This window comes from Nocardia colli, from assembly GCF_008704205.1.
Classification (GTDB): domain Bacteria; phylum Actinomycetota; class Actinomycetes; order Mycobacteriales; family Mycobacteriaceae; genus Nocardia; species Nocardia colli.
The window spans coordinates 399,142-417,926 of sequence record NZ_VXLC01000014.1; the positions used below are offsets into that span (position 1 = coordinate 399,142).

Genomic DNA, 18,785 nt, shown 5'->3' on the forward strand with positions numbered 1-18,785 from the left:
ATCGGTCGGCACACCGTTTCCTCCTCCCGTACTATCGCGATCGAATACACCGGCCGGGGAGATGTAAGGAGGACGGTGTGGGACCTCGCATCCGCAACGGGACCCTGTGGTTGCGACGCTTCGCCGGAACGACGCCGGGGGTGATCGCCGTCGTTGTCGTCGTTTCCGTCGTGCTGTGCCTGCTCGCCGGTTTCACCGGCGCGAACCAGATGAGCGGTAAGAGCGCGCGCCGGGACGTCGCGCTGCAACACACCGAACCGCTCGCGTTCGCGGCGCAGCGGTTGTATGTCGCGCTGTCGGCCGCGGACGCCGCGGCGGCGACCGCCTTCCTGGCCGTCGGCATCGAGGCGCCCGCGGTCCGGCAGCAGTACCAGCAGTCGCTGGCCGATGCGGCGGTCGCGCTGGCGGACGCCACCGCGGGCGCCTCCGACGAGCAGACCCGGCAGATCGTGGCCAGGATCGCCGCCGACCTGCCCGCCTACACCGGGCTGGTCGAGACCGCGCGGGCGAACAACCGGCAGGGCTTCCCGGTGGGCTCGTCCTATCTGAGCGCGGCCTCGGAGGTGATGCAGAAGTCGTTGCTGCCCAACGCCGAACGGCTCACCGCCGACCGGTTCGCCGCGGTCCGCGAGGACCAGCGGGCCATCGCGAAGCTGCCGTTGCTGACCATCACGCTGATCGTCCTGGTGTTGCTCACCTGTGCGGTGGGCTCGTGGATTCTGTTGCGGCGCACCAACCGGCTGGCCAACCTCGGCGTGCTGGCCGCGGCGGGCGCGGCGGCGCTGGCGCTGCTGTGGGTGATCGCGGCGACCGGACTCGCGGGGAACTCCTTGGACACCGGTCCGTCGGGGGCGAGCAAGCGCTTCGAAACCCTGGCCAAGGCGCGCATCTCGGCGCAGCAGGCGCGCACCGACGAGACGTTGCAGTTGATCACCCGCGGCGACATCGCGGCCGGTGAGGACTCCTACAACCGGCACGCCACCGATCTGCGCGGCCAGCTCGGCGCCGTGGTCGGCCCGGATTCGGTTGCGGTGCAACAGCTCACGAAGTGGTCGGCCGGTCACAAGGCGCAGATCGAGGCATACCAGTCGGCGAACTATCCGGCGGCGCTCGCGCAGGCGATCGGCAACACACCGGATTCGTCGGCCACTCAATTCGCGGCGCTGGACCGTTCTCTGAACGACAACCTCGCCCAAGCTCGCCGCGATCTGCGCGGCGGGCTGGAGACCGCGGGCAACGCACTCGTCCTCAGCCCGTTCGGCACGCTGGTGCTGCTGGTGCTGGCCGCGGCTGCCGTGGTGACCGGGGTGTGGCCGCGGCTGAAGGAGTTCCTGTGAGTACACGCGTGCTGTTCGCGGCGCTGCTGGTCGGCGCGGCCGTTCTGGTGACGGGTTGCGGGTCCGGCGAGCTGCCCCCGACGCACACCCTCGACGCGGTGAATCCGCAACCCGCGGGCGCGGCGGAGATCACCACACCACCGCAGGCCGAAACGGACGGGACCTGCGACACGGAGGCCTCGCTGCGGCCCGGCGGACTGCCGAATGCCGGTGCGATGCCCGCCGGTTCGTCGATGGCGGCGATCGTGGCGCGCGGCCGGCTGCGGGTCGGCGTGGACCAGAACACCTATCTGTTCGGCTTCCGCGATCCGGGCACCGGTCAGCTCCAGGGCTTCGACATCGACATCGCGCACGAGATCGCCCGCGCGCTGTTCGGCGACCCGGACCGGATCGAGCTGCGCTCGGTGACCGCCGCCGAACGCATCCCCGCGCTGCGGGACAAGAAGGTCGACATGATCGTGCGCACCTTCTCCGCGACCTGCGAGCGGCGCCGGGACGTCGACTTCTCGGCCGTGTATTACCGTGCGGCGCAACGCATCCTGGCGCCGCGCGAGTCCGGCATCCGATCCGGCGCCGACCTGGCGGGCAAGCGGGTCTGCGTGGCCCGCGGCACCACGGCCCCCGCCCCGCTGTTCGCCCTGCCCAAGCGCCCCACCGTCATCGGCGTGACCACCTGGACCGACTGCCTGGTCGCGCTGCAACAGGGACAGGTGGACGCGATCAGCGGCGACGACCCGATCCTGTTCGGCCTGGTCGCCCAGGACCACAACTTCGAGGTGGTCGGCCAGCCGGTGGGCACCGGCGCGTACGCGGTCGGCATGTCCAAGGGCAGCGACGATCTGGTCCGCTTCGTCAACGGCGTGCTCGAGCGGATGCGCGCCGACGGCACCTGGAAGCGGATCTCCGCGGCCCAGCTCGGTGCGCTCGGGCAGGCGCAGGATCCGCCCGAGCCCCGGTACGTGGGATGAGTTCGATCAGCATGCAACCGCTCACCCTGCTCGAGATCGACCGCGAATTGGCCGGTCGCGCACGCGAAGCCGATTCGATCGTGGCCACTCTGCTGGAGCTCGACAAGCATCCCGGGCTCGAGCTGGTGCGCCGGTTCCCGCCGTCCGGGGTGACCGAGGCGCGCTGGCTGCCGGTCCGGGACGCGCTCGCGCTGATGTGGGAGGACTTCGGCCGGATGCGGGCCATCCTGGATTCGGCGAGCGCCGTCCGCGGCACCCGCGGCAAGCTGGACGACGGCCAGCGCGCGGAACTGACCGAGCTGCTGCGCGGCCGGCCGCACGAGGTGTCGCGCACCCCGATTCCGCTGGCCGAGCGCTCGCTGACCGGACCGAGCGAACACGTGCTGTTCGTCGGCCTCGCCGATACGCTGGATCGCATGCGGGCGACCTTCCCGGTGATCGCCGAATTCCTCGACGCGGTGGACAAGGTGAACACCCGCGTGATGTCGGGGCTCGCGCCGTTGCAGGACAAACTGGACAAGGCCGGGGCGGTGACGCCGGAGCTGCGCGCGATCAGCGACGGCATCGCCGAACTGCTGCGCCGCTCCGCCACCGATCCGCTCGCCCTGACCGCCGCCGAGATCGACGCGCGCCTGGCCGAACTGTCCGATGCCATGCGCCGCGAGGCGGCCGTGCTCGCCGAACTCGCCGCGGTAGCCGCGAATTGGCCCGCCGCGATCGTGAGCGCGCACAAGCGCCTGGACGCGTTGCAGGAGACCCGGGAACGGGCCGAACAGGCCCGGCTCGAGGTCGAGCAGACCATCGTGTCCGGTCCGCTGCCGGTCCTCGCGGAGGACATCGGCCTCTATCGCGCGCAGCTCGATGCCATTCCGGCCGATCCCGGTGCGGCAGCGGTGCTGCTGGAATTCGGCCGGCGCATCGATACGGCGGTCGCGGTCGCGGTCGCCGCGGAGAACCTGGCGCAGGGCCTGCTGGACCGGCGCGGCGAACTGCGCGGCCGGCTGGCCGCCTACCAGGCCAAGGCCGCGCGACTCGGCGTCGGCGAGGACCGCGATCTGCTCGCCTCTTACCAGATCGCCGCCGGGCTGCTCGCGCGCACACCGTGTGATCTGGCGGCGGTGACCCGCGCCGTCGCCGACTACCAGCACATCATCGCGGAGAAATCGGGGAGGCGACCGTGAGGACATGCACTGAACCCGGCTGCACGGGCACGATCGAGGACGGCTACTGCGCGGTATGCGGGACCGCCCCGGCCGAGGCGACGACGGTCCAGGCGACCGCGCCGCAGGCCGCTGCGGCGAAGGCCGGGGTTGCTGCGGCGAAGGCCGAGGCTGCCGCGGCGACCACCGAGGCCGTCTCGGCGGCCACAACGGAGGCGACGACCGCGGCGTCCGCGCATCGGCAGTGCACCGAACCCGGTTGCGGCGGAACGATTATCGACGGCTACTGCGAGGTGTGCGGCACCGCGCCCGCGCCGGACACCGTCGCGACCATGTCCGGCAGCACGCGCAGCACCCGGAGCAGCTCGCGGTCGGTGCGCACCGGCCGCTCCTCGTCCAGGTCGAGCAGGCGCGGACGCCTGGGCGCGGGCATGGTCGAGGTGCCCAGGGTGCCGCGCATCGATCCGACCACCGCGATCATGACCGATCCGCAGGTGCCGGAGAACAAGCGGTTCTGCGGCAAGTGTGAGAAGCCGGTCGGCCGCGGGCGGGACGGAAAGCCCGGCCGCAGCGAGGGTTTCTGCGCCAACTGCGGCACCAAGTTCTCGTTCGCGCCCAAGCTGGTCAAGGGCGATCTGGTCGCCGGGCAGTACGAGGTCGCGGGCTGCCTCGCGCACGGCGGGCTCGGCTGGATCTACCTGGCCATCGACCGCAATGTCAGCGACCGCTGGGTGGTGCTGAAGGGCCTGCTCAACGCGGGTGACGCGGACGCGATGCTGGCCGCGGTGGCGGAGAAGCGCTTCCTGGCCGAGGTGGAACACCCGAGCATCGTCAAGATCCACAACTTCGTCGAGCACGCCGGGGCGGACGGGGTCGCGGTCGGCTACATCGTGATGGAGTACGTCGGCGGCACCTCGCTCAAGCAGATCCTGCGCGCCCACCGCGACGCCGGCGGCGGCGGGTTCCTGCCGCCGGCCCAGGCGATCGCCTACGTGCTGGAGATGCTGCCCGCGCTCGGCTATCTGCACTCGCTCGGCCTGGCCTACTGTGATTTCAAGCCCGACAACGTGATGCAGACCGACGAGCAGCTCAAGCTGATCGACCTCGGCGCGGTGATCGCGATGGACGATCAGGACAGCCCGATCTACGGCACGATCGGCTATCAGGCGCCGGAGATCGCGGAGACCGGGCCGACCATCGCCACCGAGGTCTACACGGTCGGGCGCACCCTGGCCGTGTTGCTGATGGACGTGCCGCAGCGGGGCGGTCATTTCGCCGAGCTGCCCGGTCCGGAGACCGAACCGCTGCTGGTCACCTACGACTCGCTCTACCGATTCCTGGTGCGCGCCACCGACGACGACCCGGATGTGCGGTTCGCCTCGATGGAGGAGATGACCGATCAGCTGACCGGGGTGCTGCGCGAGGTCCTATCCACCGAGGACGGGGTGCCGCGGCCCGGGATGTCGACCTACTTCGGTCCGTCGCGTGCGGTCTTCGGCGTGGACGGGCCGGTGGATGCGGCGAATATCGTTGCCGCCCTGCCGGTTCCCCTGGTCGATCCGACCGACAGCGCGGCGGCGCTGCTCGCCACGACGAGTGGCACGACCCCGGCGGAGTTGGAGCAGGCGTTCGAGGCGGGGCTGCGGTCGGTGGTCACCGGGCGTGGCGCGTCGACCGAGATTCCGTTGCGGCTCATCCGGGCCGCACTGGAGGTCGGCGACACGGCGGAGGCCGATCGTCGGTTGACCGAGGTCGCCGAGACGCTGCCCGGAGATTGGCGACTCGCCTGGTATCGCGGCGAAAGCCGTTTGCTCGCCGGTGATTTCGCGGCGGCGACGGCGGAATTCGATGCGGTGTATGCCGCGCTGCCCGGCGAGGGCGCGCCGAAACTCGCGCTGGCCGCCGTGGCCGAGCTGTCCGGCGCCGCCGACCCCGATGCCGCGGGGTTCAATGCCGTGCAGGAAAAGCGCAGGGCGGCAAGCTATTACGAGACGGTATGGCGCACCGATCGCACCTACCTCAGCGCGGTGTTCGGGCTGGCCAGACTGCGCGCGGCGGCCGGGGATCGGGACGGCGCGATCGGTGTGCTCGATCAGGTCGATGCCGGCTCGGCGCTGTTCACCGAGGCGAGGATCGCGGCGATCGAGACCAAGCTGAACGGACGGTCGCCGGCCGAACTGAACGAGCTGATCGTGCGCGACGCGGGCGAACGGGCAGCCCGGCTGCGCCTGGACTCCAAACGCCGTGGCGCACAGGTGCGTTTGCGCGTACTGACCGCCGCGCTGGACTGGCTACGGGCGGGGCACGCCGCCAACTCGCTCGATCCGTTGCTCGGCGCGAAGCTGGATCAAGACGGGGTGCGCACCGGATTGGAGCGTTGTTATCGAGACCTGGCCCGGGAAACCGACGACATGTGGGAGCGATTCGCATTGGTAGAGCAGGCCAACACCGTCCGGCCCAGGACCCGGTTATGAGCACCGGAGTCGAGCTGAGCTGTCCGGGGTGCCGCGCCGAGGTGCATCCGCAGGATCGCTTCTGCGAGAACTGCGGACAGGAGCTGGGCGGCAGGCGAATCGCGCTGCCGAACCACGAACCCGGCCCGCCCACCGCCTGTGAGGCCTGCGGTGGACTGGAATACGACGCCGACGGATACTGCGCGGGCTGCGGGCAATTGCGCGGGGCGCCGGACCGATTCGATGCCGACCTCGGCGCGGTCGCGGTCGTCACCGATCGCGGAATCTCGCACTCGCGCAACGAGGACGCGGTCGCCGCGGCGGTGCTGGACGGGGCCGGCGGGGTGCCGGAGGCGGTGGTGATCGTGGTCGCGGACGGGGTTTCGTCCTCGGAGGATCCGCAGGTGGCCTCGGGAACCGCGGCCAAGACCGGTGTGGATGCCTGTCGCACCGCGCTGCTGGACGGACGGCCCGCCGAGGAAGCGGCGATGGCCGGTCTCGCGGCGGCGGCGCAGGCGGTGCGCGATATCGCGGTGGCCGACGGGCACGCGCCGTCGTGCACCTACGTGTCGGCGGTCGTGCGGGCCGATGCGCACGGCACCGAGATCACCGTCGCGAATGTCGGTGACAGCAGGGCCTATTGGCTGCACGCCGACGCCCCCGACGAGCCGGGCAACCCGCCGTCGCAGCGGCTGACCGTGGACGACTCGTGGGCACAGGCCCTGGTCGACGCGGGCGCGATGGACGAGCACGCCGCGATGAACGACCCGCGGGCGCACACGCTGATCCGCTGGCTCGGCGCGGACGGACCGGTGAAGCCGTGGTCCGACAGCTGCGTTCGCACGCTGCGCACCACCGGACCCGGTGTGCTGCTGCTGTGCAGCGACGGTCTCTGGAACTACCTGTCCGACGCGACCGCGCTCGCCGAGGTGGCCACCGCGACCGCCCCCGCCGTCGCCGCGCGCGAACTGGTCGAGTTCGCGCTGCGCTGCGGCGGCAGCGACAACATCACCGTCGCGCTCGTCCCCGTTCCATGGATCGCCCAGCCAGGAGAAGTTCAGTGAGTTCCGTTGCAGACAATGGCATTTCGGTTGCCATCGATCAGAACGAGTATCTGGCCGACGGCGTCGGCACGGTCGACGCGGTGGTGACCGTCGAGACCGCGGCCGATCTGGTGGTGGCCGCGCCGCCGCAGGAGCGGCTGGAGATCCTCATCCTGGACTGCTCCGGTTCGATGGCCACCGGCCGCAAGTTTCCCGGCGCCCGGCAGGCCGCCTTGGCCGCGCTCGACGTGATGTCCGACGGCACCAAGTTCGCGATCATCGAGGGCACCGCGATGGCGCGGCTGGCGTTTCCGTCGAATGTGCCTTCCATGGCGGTGAATCGGGAGTCACGCGCGGCCGCGCGGCGCGCGCTCGACAAGCTGACGCCCGGCGGCGGCACCGCGATGGGCAGCTGGCTCGGGCTGACCAGGCAGCTGGCCAAGAAGCATCCCGGCGCCATGGTGCACGCCATTCTGCTCACCGACGGCAAGAACGAGCACGAGGAACCCGCCGCGCTCGCCGCGGAGATCAAGCAGTCCGAAGGCAAGTTCACCTGCGACTGCCGCGGCGTCGGAACCGATTGGCGGGTCGACGAATTGCGCACCATCGCGTCCGCGCTGCACGGCACCGTCGACATCGTCGCCGACCCGGCGAAGCTGGCCGAGGACTTCGCCGCGATGATGCAGGGCTCGATGGCGAAGGCGATTCCGGAACTGACGCTGCGGGTGTGGACTCCGGCCGGGGCCAAGGTCCGGTTCGTCAAGCAGGTCGCGCCGGCCATCGAGGATCTCACCGCGCGGCGGGTGGAAACCGCGGCCCAGGTGGGGGAGTACCCGCTCGGCGCGTGGGGTGCGGAGGACCGCGATTACCACGTGCAGGTCGAGGTGGAACCGGCCGCGCCGGGGCGGGAGAAGCTTGCCGCGCGGGTCAGCGTGGTCAGCGGCGACCAGGTGCTCGGGCAGGGCCTCGTCAAGGCGGTCTGGACCACCGATACCGAGCTGTCGGCCCGAATCAGCAGGCGGGTAGCGCATTACACCGGTCAGGCGGAACTGGCGCAGGCGGTGCAGGAGGGGTTGGCCGCGCGCAAGAGCGGTGACACCGATACCGCGACGGCCAAGCTGCGCCGCGCGGTCGAGCTGGCGGCGGAGTCGGGGAACGAGAGCACGGCGAAGCTGTTGCGCGGCGTGGTCGAGGTCGACGAGCGCAGCGGGACGGTGCGGCTGCGGTCGAGCGTGGCGGCGGCCGACGAGATGGCCCTGGACGCGCGTTCGACCAAAACGGCCAGGGTGCGGAAGGAGGGGTAGTGGGCGTTAGCTGTCCGGAAGGGCACGAGTCGAACGCGACCGACTATTGCGATGTCTGTGGGGCGCCGATCGGGGAGGCGGCGCCGGCGGTCGTCGCGGAACCGGTCGCGGCGTGCCCGTCCTGTGGTGCGCCCAGCGGCGGGCGGTTTTGCGAAGTGTGCGGGCATGATTCGGCGTTGCCGAGTCCGGCCGCCCGGCCTGATCCGTTGCCGGCCTCCGCGTCGGTCACGTGGGTGGCCACGATTACCGCGGATCGTGAGTTCTACGACCGGGTGATCGCTCGTAAAGGACCCGATGCCGATCAGGTCGGCTTCCCCACGTTCTATCCTGAGCGTCGAATTGTGCTGCAAGGCAACGATATTCTGATCGGGAAGCGTAGTGTGTCGCAAGGGCTGACGCCCGATATCGATCTCGGTATCGCACCCGCGGATGTGGGCGTCTCCCGGATGCACGCGACGATCCGCATCGATGCCGACTCGCTCACCGTCACCGATCTCGGTTCCACCAACGGCACCAGCGTGAACGGCAGTGACGAGCTGATTCCGGCGAAGGTGCCGGTCCCGCTGCGCAGCGGTGATCGGATCCATCTCGGCGGCTGGACCACCATCGTGTTCACCATCGATGAACCGGCCTGAGCGGCAGTAGGTTTGCGTCTGGGACAGTATGCTCTGTTTTGTAGGCAACAGTGTTCAGACACAGCGCCGCTGGAGCGCTAGCGAGGTGGTCGGGAGCCATGACGAAGTTCGGCGGCAAGAGCTGCTTGGTCACCGGTGCGGCCAGCGGTCTCGGGCGCAGCACCGCGCTCGCGGTCGCGGCCAAGGGTGCCTCGCTGATCCTCACCGATATCGACGCGGAGGGATTGCAGCAGACCGCGAAGCTGGCCCGGACCGCCGGGGCGAACGTGCACCTCGCGGCGACCGCTGACGTCAGTGACCACGAGCAGGTGGTCGCGTTGGCCGAGCGGGCGCATGACGAAGTGGACAGCGTCGACATCATCATGAACGTGGCCGGCATCTCGACCTGGGGGACCGTCGACCGGCTGACGCACGAGCAGTGGCGGCGCACCGTCGACATCGACCTGATGGGGCCGATCCACGTCATCGAGGAGTTCCTGCCGCCGATGATCGCGGCCGGGCGCGGTGGGCACCTGGTGAACGTGTCCTCGGCCGCCGGGCTGTTCGGGCTGCCGTGGCACGCGCCGTACAGCGCGGGCAAATTCGGGTTGCGCGGGGTGTCGGAGGTGCTGCGGTTCGATCTGCGGCAGCACAGGATCGGGGTCAGCCTGGTCTGTCCCGGCGCGATGGCGACGCCGATGGTCGACCGGGTGGACATTGCCGGTATCGATCGCACGAGCGAGACGGTGCAGCGGGCGATGGCGCTGTTCCTGCGTGGCGCGGTCACGCCGGAGGCCGCGGCGCGGTCGATTGTGCGCGGCGTCGAGCGCAACACCTATCTCGTCTACACCTCCAACGACATTCGCATCGGGCACTGGGCGCAGCGGTATTTCCCGCCGTCCTACCACCTCGCCATGCGCGGACTGAACTGGGCGATGACTCGCTATATCGATCAACCGGCCACGAAGACCACCGTGCGCTGACGCCGAGAGGACCCCACCATGGCCCAGCCGCTGACCACCACCGCGGCCACGGTGCCGCCGAATCATCGATTCGATATCGGGCCCGCCCGGTATCCGAAGTTGTTCGGCGCCACCACCGTTCCCATCGCGATGTCGGACGGGGCGGTGCTCACCGCCGATATCCTGCGGCCCGGCGACGGGGCCGGACCGGCGCGGGAACCGTTGCCCGCCATCATCAATTTCACCCCGTACAACAAGATGATCAACCGGCACAGCATGCGCTGGAACACTGCGTTGCGGGGGCTCGGGGAGCGGGTCGGGTCGTCGGATCGGCGGCGGTTCACCGCGCGGGATGTGCTGCACACGCCCGCGGGTGGGATTCTGGAGCCCTTCGTGATCAACCGGACCGCGGTGCGCCGGGGTTACGTCGGGTTGATGATCGATGTGCGGGGGACCGGAACGTCCACCGGGAGCTGGGATTTCTTCCAGCCGCGGGAGCAGCAGGACTATCTGGAGGCGATCGCGTGGGTGCGCGAACAGCCTTGGTGTAACGGGGAATTCGTGGTGACCGGGGTGTCCTACGGTGCCATCTCCGCGCTGATCACCGCGGGGCTGCGACCGGAGGGGTTGCGGGCCGTGTTCGCCATCGAGGCGGGTGAGGACCCGATGCGTGAGCTCGGGCTGACCGGCGGGGTGCCGACGCCGGGGATGATGCTGTGGATTCTGGCCGTCACCGGGACGAAATGGCTACCGTCGGTGCCCGGGTTGCTGCGCGCCGGGATCACCAAGCAGTTCCTGCGGGATCGGATCGCGGATCCGGCGGGGTGGGTGCGGCACGCGATCGATATCGGGCTCACCGAGAATCATCCGGACAGCTTTCTCAACCCGATGTGGGCGAGCAAACTGGCTCGCTTCGAGGACATTTCGGCGCCGACCTGGATTCATGGCGGGTGGCACGATGTCTACAACCGGTCCAACTTCCGGATGTTCGATCGAATTCCGTTGTCCGGTGGGGAGAAACAGGTCTTCGTCGATGATTCCTACCACCTGACCGTGGGTTCGGGGCTCGGTGCGCCGGACAGTCCGCAGGCGCTCGACGAGCTGCAATGCGCGTGGTTCGATCGGTGGGTCAAGGGGGTCGACAACGGTATCGATCGCTATGGGCCGGTCACTGTCCGCCGGCAAGGCGACGGGCAGTGGTTGCGGCACAGCGAGTTCCCGGATCCGGCGGCGACGCTGCGACGGCTCTACCTGAATTCCGAGATTACCGGGGCGGCGCCGCATGCCGGGACCGATGCGGGGTTGTCCGCGGAACCGACCGAGATCGAGTCGCGACTGCCATTGCCTATCGGGCGAATCCGGATGGCGTCCAATAACACCGGGGTCACGAGCATGGGGGTGACGCTGCTCTTCGGGCGTCGGTTCGGGACCGATGACCGGCATGCCGAGGCCGGGGCGGTTACGTTCACCAGCGAGCCGCTGGATGAGGACACCGTGCTGTCCGGTCCGATGAATCTGCATCTGAACGTGGAAGCCGAAGGGGCGGACGCGTTCTGGTCGGTGACCGTGTGTGATGTGGAGCCGGACGGTGCTTCGGTGCCGATCACGCGCGGGGCGTTGCTGTCCAGTATGCGGGCGATCGATACGGCCGGCAGCGAGTACGTCGACGGTGAGCTGCTGTTCCCGCTGCACACCCTCACCGCCGAATCCGTGCTGCCGGTGATACCCGGCGAGCCGTTCGTCGTAGACATCGAGATCAATCCCACCGAAGCCGTGCTGCGGGCCGGTCACCGATTGCGGATCGCGGTGAGCCGCACCAGCTTTCCGCGGCACCTGATCCCGCCGTGGAAACAGCGCACGATCACCGGGCAGACCATCGTGCTGGACCCTGAGCAACCGAGCTACCTCACCCTGCGAACCGCGCGCGCCTGATGAACAGATGATCCCCGTTCCCGCAACGACATTCGGTTGTGGCGTTCGGCACCGGCCGCCGGGATTGTCCTTTTCGGGCGTCTCTCACTACGATCTACTACAGAAGGTCGTAGACGTGAGGGGAAGTCATGGGCAAGTTGCGGGGCAAAGTCGCCCTGGTCACCGGATCCAGCCGAGGAATAGGCCGGGGGATCGCCTGTCGCCTGGCGCGGGAGGGTGCGCTGGTCGCGGTGCATTACTCGAGTAACGAGCAGGCAGGTAAGGAAACCGTTCGGCAGATCGAGGCGGGCGGCGGCAATGCCTTCCTGGTGCAGGCCGAACTCGGTGCGCCGGAAGCGGTTTCGTCGTTGTTCGCGCAACTGGAACCGGAGCTGCTCACCCGCACCGGCGCCGCGACCCTGGACATCCTGGTCAACAATGCCGCCCACGCGGGTTTCACCGGAGCGCAGCCCGAGGATGTCACGCCGGAAATGTTCGACCGCCACATCGCGGTGAACGCGAAGGCCCCCTTTTACCTGACCCTGCGCGCCCTGACCTCCATGCCGACCGGTGGCCGCGTCATCAACATCTCCTCCGGCATGACCAGAACCTCACTGCCCGCGCAGATCTGCTACGCGATGAGCAAGGGTGCCCTGGAGCAGATCACCCTTCAGCTGGCCCTGCATATCGCGCCCCGCGGAATCACCATCAACACGGTCGCACCCGGCGTGACCAACAACGGCGACCCGGTCTTCGACGACCCCGGCACCGTCGCCGAAATGTCCGCGTGGTCCGCCTTCAACCGAGTCGGCGAGGTCTCCGACATCGCCGACGTCGTGGCTTTCATCGCCTCGGAAGACTCCCGCTGGATCACCGGCTCCTACATCGACGCCAGCGGTGGCACCCTGCTCTGACCTACCAGTTGTGCGCGCCGAGCGACGCGTGCTCGGGCCACCCGAACAGCCCGAAATGCTGCTTGCGCCGGAACATGTCGATGCCGGCGCGAGTGCTCAGGATCGTTTCGTCCGGAATGTCGTCATAGTCGAACCAGCGCAGATCCGAACACCGGTCGGGCTCGAGATTCCGCGGCTCGCCCGACCAGGTGTCGGTGTGAAAGATGAACACGATCAGCGCCTGCCCCGGCGGCGACTGAATATGCATCGAGGCGACCATCTGCACGTGTTCCCGATCCACCTGCACGCCGATCTCTTCATCCGCCTCCCGGATCACCGCGGTGAGCACATCCTCCCCGTCGTCGAGCCGCCCACCGGGCGCGTTCCACTCCCCATCCCCGAAACTCGTATTCCGCCGCCGCGCCAGCAGCACCTGCTCGCCCCGGCTCATCAGCAACTGCACACCGACCACACTGCGGAAGATCGTCAACTGGTCTCCTGATCAGATTCGGACAATGGCCGCGATGAAGGCCAGGCTTTCGATGATGGCTCGATCGTAACCACCAAAGGTCTATCCGTCGTCCCTGCACCTGGGGGATCTTCACCGACAATGGGTGATGCCGCCCACGGCTGCTCAGAGATTGTCCAACGGGTTCGACAGATCTGTCGGGCACAGTAGAGCGGCCCAATAGTCATCGCGTAGCGCATCCCAGAGGTCGCTGTGCTTAGGGAGTAGTTCCCGGGCGTCGGCCAGATCTGGGCACGCGTCGAACACGATCGTTCCGGGTTGTGCGGACGGAAGTAGTGTCTTCGACGGGAGGCTGTAGGCGGTGAACGATTCGGTACGGAGTTGCACACGCACGATGCGTGCAGAATGCTCCGCCAATTGCCACACCGCGACTTTGTGGCCGTCTCGGGTTCGGGTTGTTCGCACCGCGTCTCGGCGCATCATGGATGGTCACCTCTCCCCTGGATTCGATTCAGTGCCAACAACAATCGCAGTCGACTCGGGCACCGCACACCTCCGTGACGGTGCGACGATCGCCCGATGCATGGGTTGCGCTGAACTGCTGTTTCCCCGGAGAATCTGGTATTGCCCATCGTGATGGGCAAGCTCTCTGCTAGCCGTACTGTCTAGGGCGTGAAGGGCCGCATGCAAGTGGGAGCCTCACCGAGGTCGGCACACGGAAACCCGCAGATGAACCATTCGTTGAGCCCGCAAGCGCGCGGCCGAGAGATGGCCTCCGTGGGCAGAAAGCTGTGGACCGAGCTGGGTTCGGTCACTCTTGCCGCGACCGAACTGATGGCCAGGTATCCGGATGTGCCGAGTTTGCAGGCACATCGATATGCCGCCGGTTTGTCACAGGACAATGCCGCCGAGCGCTATAACGAGGTCACGGGCAATCAGACATGTTTGGGCGGCACATCGATCAACGCTTGGGAAGCGTGGGCGCGCGGGCGTGGTCACGGATCGCCGCCGTCGCTGTCCAGCCTGCTGATTTTGTGTACTGCATATGGCCGTGGCCCACATGGGGTGGCCGAGGAACGTGTGTCGCCTACCGAGTTGATTGCCGAAGCTTACGAACGTCTGCCGATCGAGGATCAGCTGTCGCTCAAACAGCTCACTGCCGACGGCGTCTCGCGGCTCGATGATCTGCCCGTGCAGTCGCAGGCTCGGGTACGAACGCCAGAGCATGCCGCGTCGACGAGCCAGATCGGTGATGAGTTCATCCTGGCCGTACCGACCGTCGAGTACGGCAACTCCGATATCGGTGTGTTCTCGTTGCCGAACCCGCGTCCGGGTCAGCTGCTCGATTTGACCTGGGAGACCTTCGGTTTCGGGGTGGAACGGTTGTCATCGCAGATCAAGAACGTGGGCAGACGCCTGGATGTGGATGTGTGCTTGGGGGTGAACGAGGCCGGGCTGGTGATGGCGACATTTCTTGCCTCGGCACGCTTCTCCCGCTGCAAGACCGGCTACTTGCGGTGCAACAAGATTCGGGATGGGATCGATCTGGACGACGCATCGTTCTTCCCTGACGTCAAAGACGCACCTACCGTTGTGATTTGCGACTTCGAGGTCAAGCACGCAGATGTGATCGGCTTTCTCGCCCGTCGAGTTCGTGCGAAATACCATGGCGCCGAGCTGTATTTCGCGGTGTTCGGGGCGATGACCAAGGGGCGGGACCTGAGTGTGACGAGCTTCGATGATCTGACGGGAGCGAAGATCATGCGCGCGGCCGACTTCGAAGCCATCTTCATTGCTGCCACCATGAGTCCACCTGGCATCGAGCCCCCTCTGGAGCTGCGGTGACCTTACCCAAAGGCGATCACCTATGAGCAGTTCGAGCCAGTATCCGGACCTTGCCCGAAGGGTTGCTGACCTGGTGCTTCGGTTGATGGACGAGGTTCGGCCGTGGTTGATCGATGCTGCCCTCACAGGTCGCCGTGCGGAGCAGGTCAATCCGAGGCATGACGACAATTTCCTGTCGGATTTCGATCTCTCGATGCATCAGCGGTATAAGGAATTGCTTGTCGAGCAGATCGACTCGTTCGTCTATGCGTCCGAGGAGGCAGATCCGGAAGTCATTGGCGGCGAGGATGATCCGGATCTGTGTGTGCTCGTCGACCCGCTCGACACCAGTGAGATGGCGGTACGTGGGCTCTATGGCTACACCCATGTGCTTGTCTACTCGCGTGAGCTTGCGCGGCCTGTCGTTGCGGTGGTCGGGGACATCTTCCATCATGTGCAGATCTACCTGGCGGCCCTCGGTGACGATGGCAGTGATCGTGCGCTCCTGATCACGGCTGCCGGCGGCGAGTATTCTCTTGAAAAACCTTCCTCCGCAACGCTTTCGGAAGCGTTGGTCACGAACTTTCTGATGCGACCGCAGCAACGGTTCGAACCGCTGGCGATGCAGCGGGAGTTGATGCAGGCGCTCGGGGCGCCTTCTCCTGAGGGGAAGGCAAGGGGGCGTATCGGTGTCGACTTCGGATCTATCGGGCTGTGTCATGTGGCTGCCGGATTCTCCGACGCCATGGTCGAATTCGCGAAGGGGTTCGCCATCTGGGACTTGTCTCCGGGGCACTACATCTTGCACGCCGCAGGTGGGACGGTGACCGACTTGCGGGGGATACCGATTCCGTTGGACTACAGCCTGGGTTCGATGGCTGACATCAACCAGGCCATGAGCAGGCGCCGGAAGTTCATCGCCGCCGGGAACCCTGCACTCGTGCACGAGATACAGGCGACGTTGCGTCTGTGAGTACTGATTCGTGCTGTCGCCAGTGCGAGCGGACTGTCCGCCGTGATAGTCCCACTGTTCGGGCCGTTTTGCCGCGGCAAGACTGGAACGTGTTCTAGTTTGGGGTATGGCCGCAGGAACGGGGAATGGCATGGCGCGGGTTTTGGATCGGATCGAGCAGTATGCGGACGAGATCCGGGCCGAGGGGGTGGTGGGCGACAAGCTGATGCGGTTGTCCGATACCTCGGCGGGGCGGTTGCGGGAGTCCGGTGCGATCCGGATGTTGCAACCGAAGAAGTACGGGGGGCTCGAGGTGCATCCGCGGGAATTCGCGGAGACGACCATGGCGGTGGGGGCGATGGATGGGGCCGCGGGGTGGGTGACCGGGATCGTGGGGGTGCATCCGTGGGAGTTGGCGTTTTTCGATGCGAAGGCGCAGGACGAGGTGTGGGGAGAGGATCCGGACACCTGGATGGCTTCGCCGTATGCGCCGATGGGGGTGGCGCGGCCGGTGGAGGGCGGGTATCTGCTCAGCGGGCGGTGGTCGTTTTCGTCGGGGACCGATCATTGCCGGTGGGTGATGATCGGGGCGGCGCTCGGGGACGAGCAGGGCAAACGGGTGATGCCGCCGCGGACGATGCATGTGCTGTTGCCGCGCAGCGATTACGAGATCGATCAGGACAGTTGGGATGTCGTCGGGTTGCGGGGGACCGGCAGCAAGGATCTGATCGTCAAGGACGCGTTCGTGCCTGCGTATCGGACGCTGGATGCGGCGAAGGTGTTCGACGGTTCAGCGCCGAAAGCGGCGGGGCGCACGGAGACGCTCTACAACTTTCCGTTCTCGTGCATTTTCCCGCTCGGCATCACCTCGTCGCTGATCGGAATTGCCGAGGGCGCGTTGGCCTGTCATATCGCGGCGCAGAAATCGCGGGTGGCGATCACCGGCGTCCCGATCAAGGACGACCCGTATGTGCTGTACGCGATCGGTGACGCCGCCGCGGAGATCGCGGCGTCGCGGGCGGCGATCCTGGAGACCGTGGATCGGTTCTGGGACATGGTCGACCGGGGCGCGGAGGTCGGTTTCGAACTGCGCGCGATCGGCCGGCGCACGCAGACCGCCGCCGCCTGGCGGGTCGTGCGGGCGGTGGACGAGATCTTCGCGCGCTCGGGCGGCGGTGCGTTGCAGATGAAGACACCGCTGCAACGGTTCTGGCGGGACGCGCACGCGGGCCTGTCGCACGCGATCCACGTGCCGGGCTCGATCTTCCACTCCTCGGCCCTGACCCAGCTCGGCGGCGAACCGCAGGGAATCCACCGCGCGATGATCTGACTCCTACCCGCCGTACAACTTCTTGGCGCGCTCCTGGATCTCCTCGAGGGTCAGGTTTTCGACGCGGGTGCAGACGATCCAGACGTGGCCGAACGGATCGGTGAGGGTTCCGCTGCGGTCGCCGTAGAACAGGTCCTTGACCGGACTGAATTGGCGGGCACCGAGTTCCAGCGCTCTGCCGAAGCTCTTGTCGACATCGGCGAGATAAAGCTTGAGGCCGACGGACGTTCCGGTCTGGAGCACAAGCGGATTGCCTTCGGTGGGTTCGGTGAGAACCAGCGACGAGTCGCCGATCTTCAACTCCGCGTGATCGATCCGCCCGCCCGGCGACTCCCCGACATAGATCTCGACCGCCTCGAACGCGTCCTTGTAGAACTGGATGGCGGCTCGCGCATCCGCGACGGCCAGATACGCGGTCAGACTGTGCTGCCCAGCGGGAATCGGATCAACTGCCACAGGGGGTCTCCTTCTCGGCTCGTTCAACCTGGCCATGCCTGGCCGGCTAGCGGATGACTTCGGCGAGGCCGAGCATGTTGCCCTCGCTGTCGCGGAACCAGGCGGCCCGCTCGCCACGTCCCTTGCTGGGATAGTTGCCCTCGACGTCCATGATGCCGTTCACGGCGCCGTCGTACTCCTCGAAGACGACGCCGCGCGCGCGAAGGCCGGCCACCGCGGACTCGATATCGTCTACGTAGAAACCCATCTGGGTGAACGAACCATCGGCCGCGCCCGCCGAGGAGAACAGGCAGAAGACACCCGTCTCGCTCTCGTAACGGAGGCCGCCTTCGCGCTCCTCGACGGGTTCGAGCCCGAGCTTCTCGGCATACCAGCGGCGCGCCCTGGCCAGATCCTGGGTGGGGATGCGGGCTTCGAACCGGGCGTTGGTCAGCATGCCCGCCATAGTAGGTACCGCGCGCCGGGTCCGTTGGAACGCAGCCGCTTCGGTGCTCAGCTGACATTCGCTTGCACCGGGTGCAATCATGATCGCCATGACACCTTCGGTCTACCTCATCTCCGGCATTCAGGCGGCCGGGAAGTCGACGGTGGCGCAGGCGCTGGCCGAGCGGTTGCCGCGGTCGGCGCATGTGCGCGGGGATACGTTCCGGCGGTTCGTGGTCGGGGGCCGCGAGGAGATGAGCCGGGAGCCGTCGCAGGAGGCGCTGCGGCAGCTGGCGTTGCGGCATCGGCTGGCCGCGAACGCCGCCGATGCCTATGCGGCGGAGGGGTTTACGACGGTTCTCCAGGACACCGTGCTCGGCGAGTTGTTGCAGTACACCATCGATCAGATCGCGACCCGGCCGCTGTATGTGGTGGTGCTCGCGCCGCGGCCGGAAGTCGTCGCGGCGCGGGAGGCGGCGCGGAACAAGTCCGCCTACGGCACGTTCACCGTCGCCGAGCTGGACGCGGATCTGTGGCAGAGCACCCCGCGCATCGGATTGTGGCTCGACACTTCGTATCTCACCGTGCGGCAGACCGTCGACGAGATACTGACCCGCGCGGAGCCACTGACCCAGTGACCCCGCGCGGATCTCCCGGCCGTTCAGTGGTGATGCGCCACCGGCAGG

General features: G+C 67.5%; 17 protein-coding genes. 14 read left to right on the top strand and 3 right to left on the bottom strand.

The features are described 5' to 3' along the window. The first annotated feature begins 77 nt into the window (after positions 1-77). From F3087_RS26215 to F3087_RS26260, 10 genes are all read left to right on the top strand, one after another. Positions 78-1,337 (top strand): hypothetical protein, encoded by a 1,260-nt coding sequence (locus tag F3087_RS26215; protein WP_223885342.1) that lies wholly within the window; start codon positions 78-80, stop codon positions 1,335-1,337. Further along, positions 1,334-2,305, top strand: coding sequence for a glutamate ABC transporter substrate-binding protein (locus F3087_RS26220; RefSeq protein WP_150404676.1), 972 nt, complete (start codon positions 1,334-1,336; stop codon positions 2,303-2,305). The genes F3087_RS26215 and F3087_RS26220 overlap by 4 nt, the downstream gene beginning before the upstream one ends. After that, complete coding sequence (locus tag F3087_RS26225; RefSeq protein ID WP_223885343.1) at positions 2,302-3,486, top strand: hypothetical protein; 1,185 nt, start codon at positions 2,302-2,304, stop codon at positions 3,484-3,486. The genes F3087_RS26220 and F3087_RS26225 overlap by 4 nt, the downstream gene beginning before the upstream one ends. After that, the gene (locus F3087_RS26230; RefSeq protein WP_223885344.1) at positions 3,483-5,939 is read left to right on the top strand and encodes a serine/threonine-protein kinase; all 2,457 of its coding nucleotides are present in this window, start codon (positions 3,483-3,485) and stop codon (positions 5,937-5,939) included. The genes F3087_RS26225 and F3087_RS26230 overlap by 4 nt, the downstream gene beginning before the upstream one ends. Further along, positions 5,936-6,982: a PP2C family serine/threonine-protein phosphatase gene (locus F3087_RS26235; protein ID WP_150404677.1), complete on the top strand. Its 1,047-nt coding sequence runs from the start codon at positions 5,936-5,938 to the stop codon at positions 6,980-6,982. The genes F3087_RS26230 and F3087_RS26235 overlap by 4 nt, the downstream gene beginning before the upstream one ends. After that, on the top strand, positions 6,979-8,265 hold the full coding sequence (locus F3087_RS26240; protein ID WP_223885345.1) for a vWA domain-containing protein: 1,287 nt from the start codon (positions 6,979-6,981) through the stop codon (positions 8,263-8,265). Before F3087_RS26235 ends, F3087_RS26240 begins: the two co-directional genes overlap by 4 nt. Beyond that, positions 8,265-8,900: an FHA domain-containing protein gene (locus F3087_RS26245; protein ID WP_150404679.1), complete on the top strand. Its 636-nt coding sequence runs from the start codon at positions 8,265-8,267 to the stop codon at positions 8,898-8,900. Before F3087_RS26240 ends, F3087_RS26245 begins: the two co-directional genes overlap by 1 nt. Positions 8,901-8,998: 98 nt before the next feature. Further along, positions 8,999-9,862, top strand: coding sequence for an SDR family oxidoreductase (locus F3087_RS26250; protein ID WP_150404680.1), 864 nt, complete (start codon positions 8,999-9,001; stop codon positions 9,860-9,862). A gap of 18 nt (positions 9,863-9,880) precedes the next feature. Continuing rightward, positions 9,881-11,773, top strand: a complete 1,893-nt coding sequence (locus F3087_RS26255; protein ID WP_150404681.1) for a CocE/NonD family hydrolase — start codon at positions 9,881-9,883, stop codon at positions 11,771-11,773. A gap of 128 nt (positions 11,774-11,901) precedes the next feature. Then, entirely contained in the window at positions 11,902-12,666 is a 765-nt protein-coding gene (locus F3087_RS26260) for an SDR family oxidoreductase (protein WP_150404682.1), read from the top strand. A gap of 1 nt (position 12,667) precedes the next feature. On the opposite strand, the gene F3087_RS26265 is transcribed toward F3087_RS26260, so the two are convergent. After that, on the bottom strand, positions 12,668-13,135 hold the full coding sequence (locus F3087_RS26265) for an NUDIX hydrolase (protein ID WP_150404683.1): 468 nt from the start codon (positions 13,133-13,135) through the stop codon (positions 12,668-12,670). Positions 13,136-13,843: 708 nt separating this feature from the next. On the opposite strand from F3087_RS26265, the gene F3087_RS26270 reads away from it, so the two are divergent. From F3087_RS26270 to F3087_RS26280, 3 genes are all read left to right on the top strand, one after another. Then, on the top strand, positions 13,844-14,959 hold the full coding sequence (locus F3087_RS26270; RefSeq protein ID WP_150404684.1) for a hypothetical protein: 1,116 nt from the start codon (positions 13,844-13,846) through the stop codon (positions 14,957-14,959). Between the two features lie 22 nt (positions 14,960-14,981). Next, on the top strand, positions 14,982-15,911 hold the full coding sequence (locus F3087_RS26275; protein WP_150404685.1) for an inositol monophosphatase family protein: 930 nt from the start codon (positions 14,982-14,984) through the stop codon (positions 15,909-15,911). A 130-nt stretch (positions 15,912-16,041) separates the two neighbouring features. Next, positions 16,042-17,220, top strand: a complete 1,179-nt coding sequence (locus tag F3087_RS26280; protein WP_150404686.1) for an acyl-CoA dehydrogenase family protein — start codon at positions 16,042-16,044, stop codon at positions 17,218-17,220. A 3-nt stretch (positions 17,221-17,223) separates the two neighbouring features. Here the strand turns inward: F3087_RS26280 and F3087_RS26285 are convergent, their stop codons facing one another. Beyond that, complete coding sequence (locus F3087_RS26285) at positions 17,224-17,676, bottom strand: VOC family protein (RefSeq protein WP_150404687.1); 453 nt, start codon at positions 17,674-17,676, stop codon at positions 17,224-17,226. Between the two features lie 46 nt (positions 17,677-17,722). Next, entirely contained in the window at positions 17,723-18,112 is a 390-nt protein-coding gene (locus F3087_RS26290; protein WP_150404688.1) for a VOC family protein, read from the bottom strand. Positions 18,113-18,209: 97 nt separating this feature from the next. On the opposite strand from F3087_RS26290, the gene F3087_RS26295 reads away from it, so the two are divergent. Continuing rightward, positions 18,210-18,737: an AAA family ATPase gene (locus F3087_RS26295; protein WP_223885346.1), complete on the top strand. Its 528-nt coding sequence runs from the start codon at positions 18,210-18,212 to the stop codon at positions 18,735-18,737. Positions 18,738-18,785 lie beyond the last annotated feature (48 nt).

Bases quoted from the DNA above. Each gene is read 5' to 3' on its own strand.
- F3087_RS26225 (WP_223885343.1), top strand. From the start codon at position 2,302: ATGAGTTCGATCAGCATGCAACCGCTCACCCTGCTCGAGATCGACCGC.
- F3087_RS26235 (WP_150404677.1), top strand. From the start codon at position 5,936: ATGAGCACCGGAGTCGAGCTGAGCTGTCCGGGGTGCCGCGCCGAGGTG.
- F3087_RS26250 (WP_150404680.1), top strand. From the start codon at position 8,999: ATGACGAAGTTCGGCGGCAAGAGCTGCTTGGTCACCGGTGCGGCCAGC.
- F3087_RS26255 (WP_150404681.1), top strand. From the start codon at position 9,881: ATGGCCCAGCCGCTGACCACCACCGCGGCCACGGTGCCGCCGAATCAT.
- F3087_RS26260 (WP_150404682.1), top strand. From the start codon at position 11,902: ATGGGCAAGTTGCGGGGCAAAGTCGCCCTGGTCACCGGATCCAGCCGA.
- F3087_RS26270 (WP_150404684.1), top strand. From the start codon at position 13,844: ATGAACCATTCGTTGAGCCCGCAAGCGCGCGGCCGAGAGATGGCCTCC.
- F3087_RS26275 (WP_150404685.1), top strand. From the start codon at position 14,982: ATGAGCAGTTCGAGCCAGTATCCGGACCTTGCCCGAAGGGTTGCTGAC.
- F3087_RS26280 (WP_150404686.1), top strand. From the start codon at position 16,042: ATGGCGCGGGTTTTGGATCGGATCGAGCAGTATGCGGACGAGATCCGG.
- F3087_RS26290 (WP_150404688.1), bottom strand. From the start codon at position 18,112: ATGCTGACCAACGCCCGGTTCGAAGCCCGCATCCCCACCCAGGATCTG.
- F3087_RS26295 (WP_223885346.1), top strand. From the start codon at position 18,210: ATGACACCTTCGGTCTACCTCATCTCCGGCATTCAGGCGGCCGGGAAG.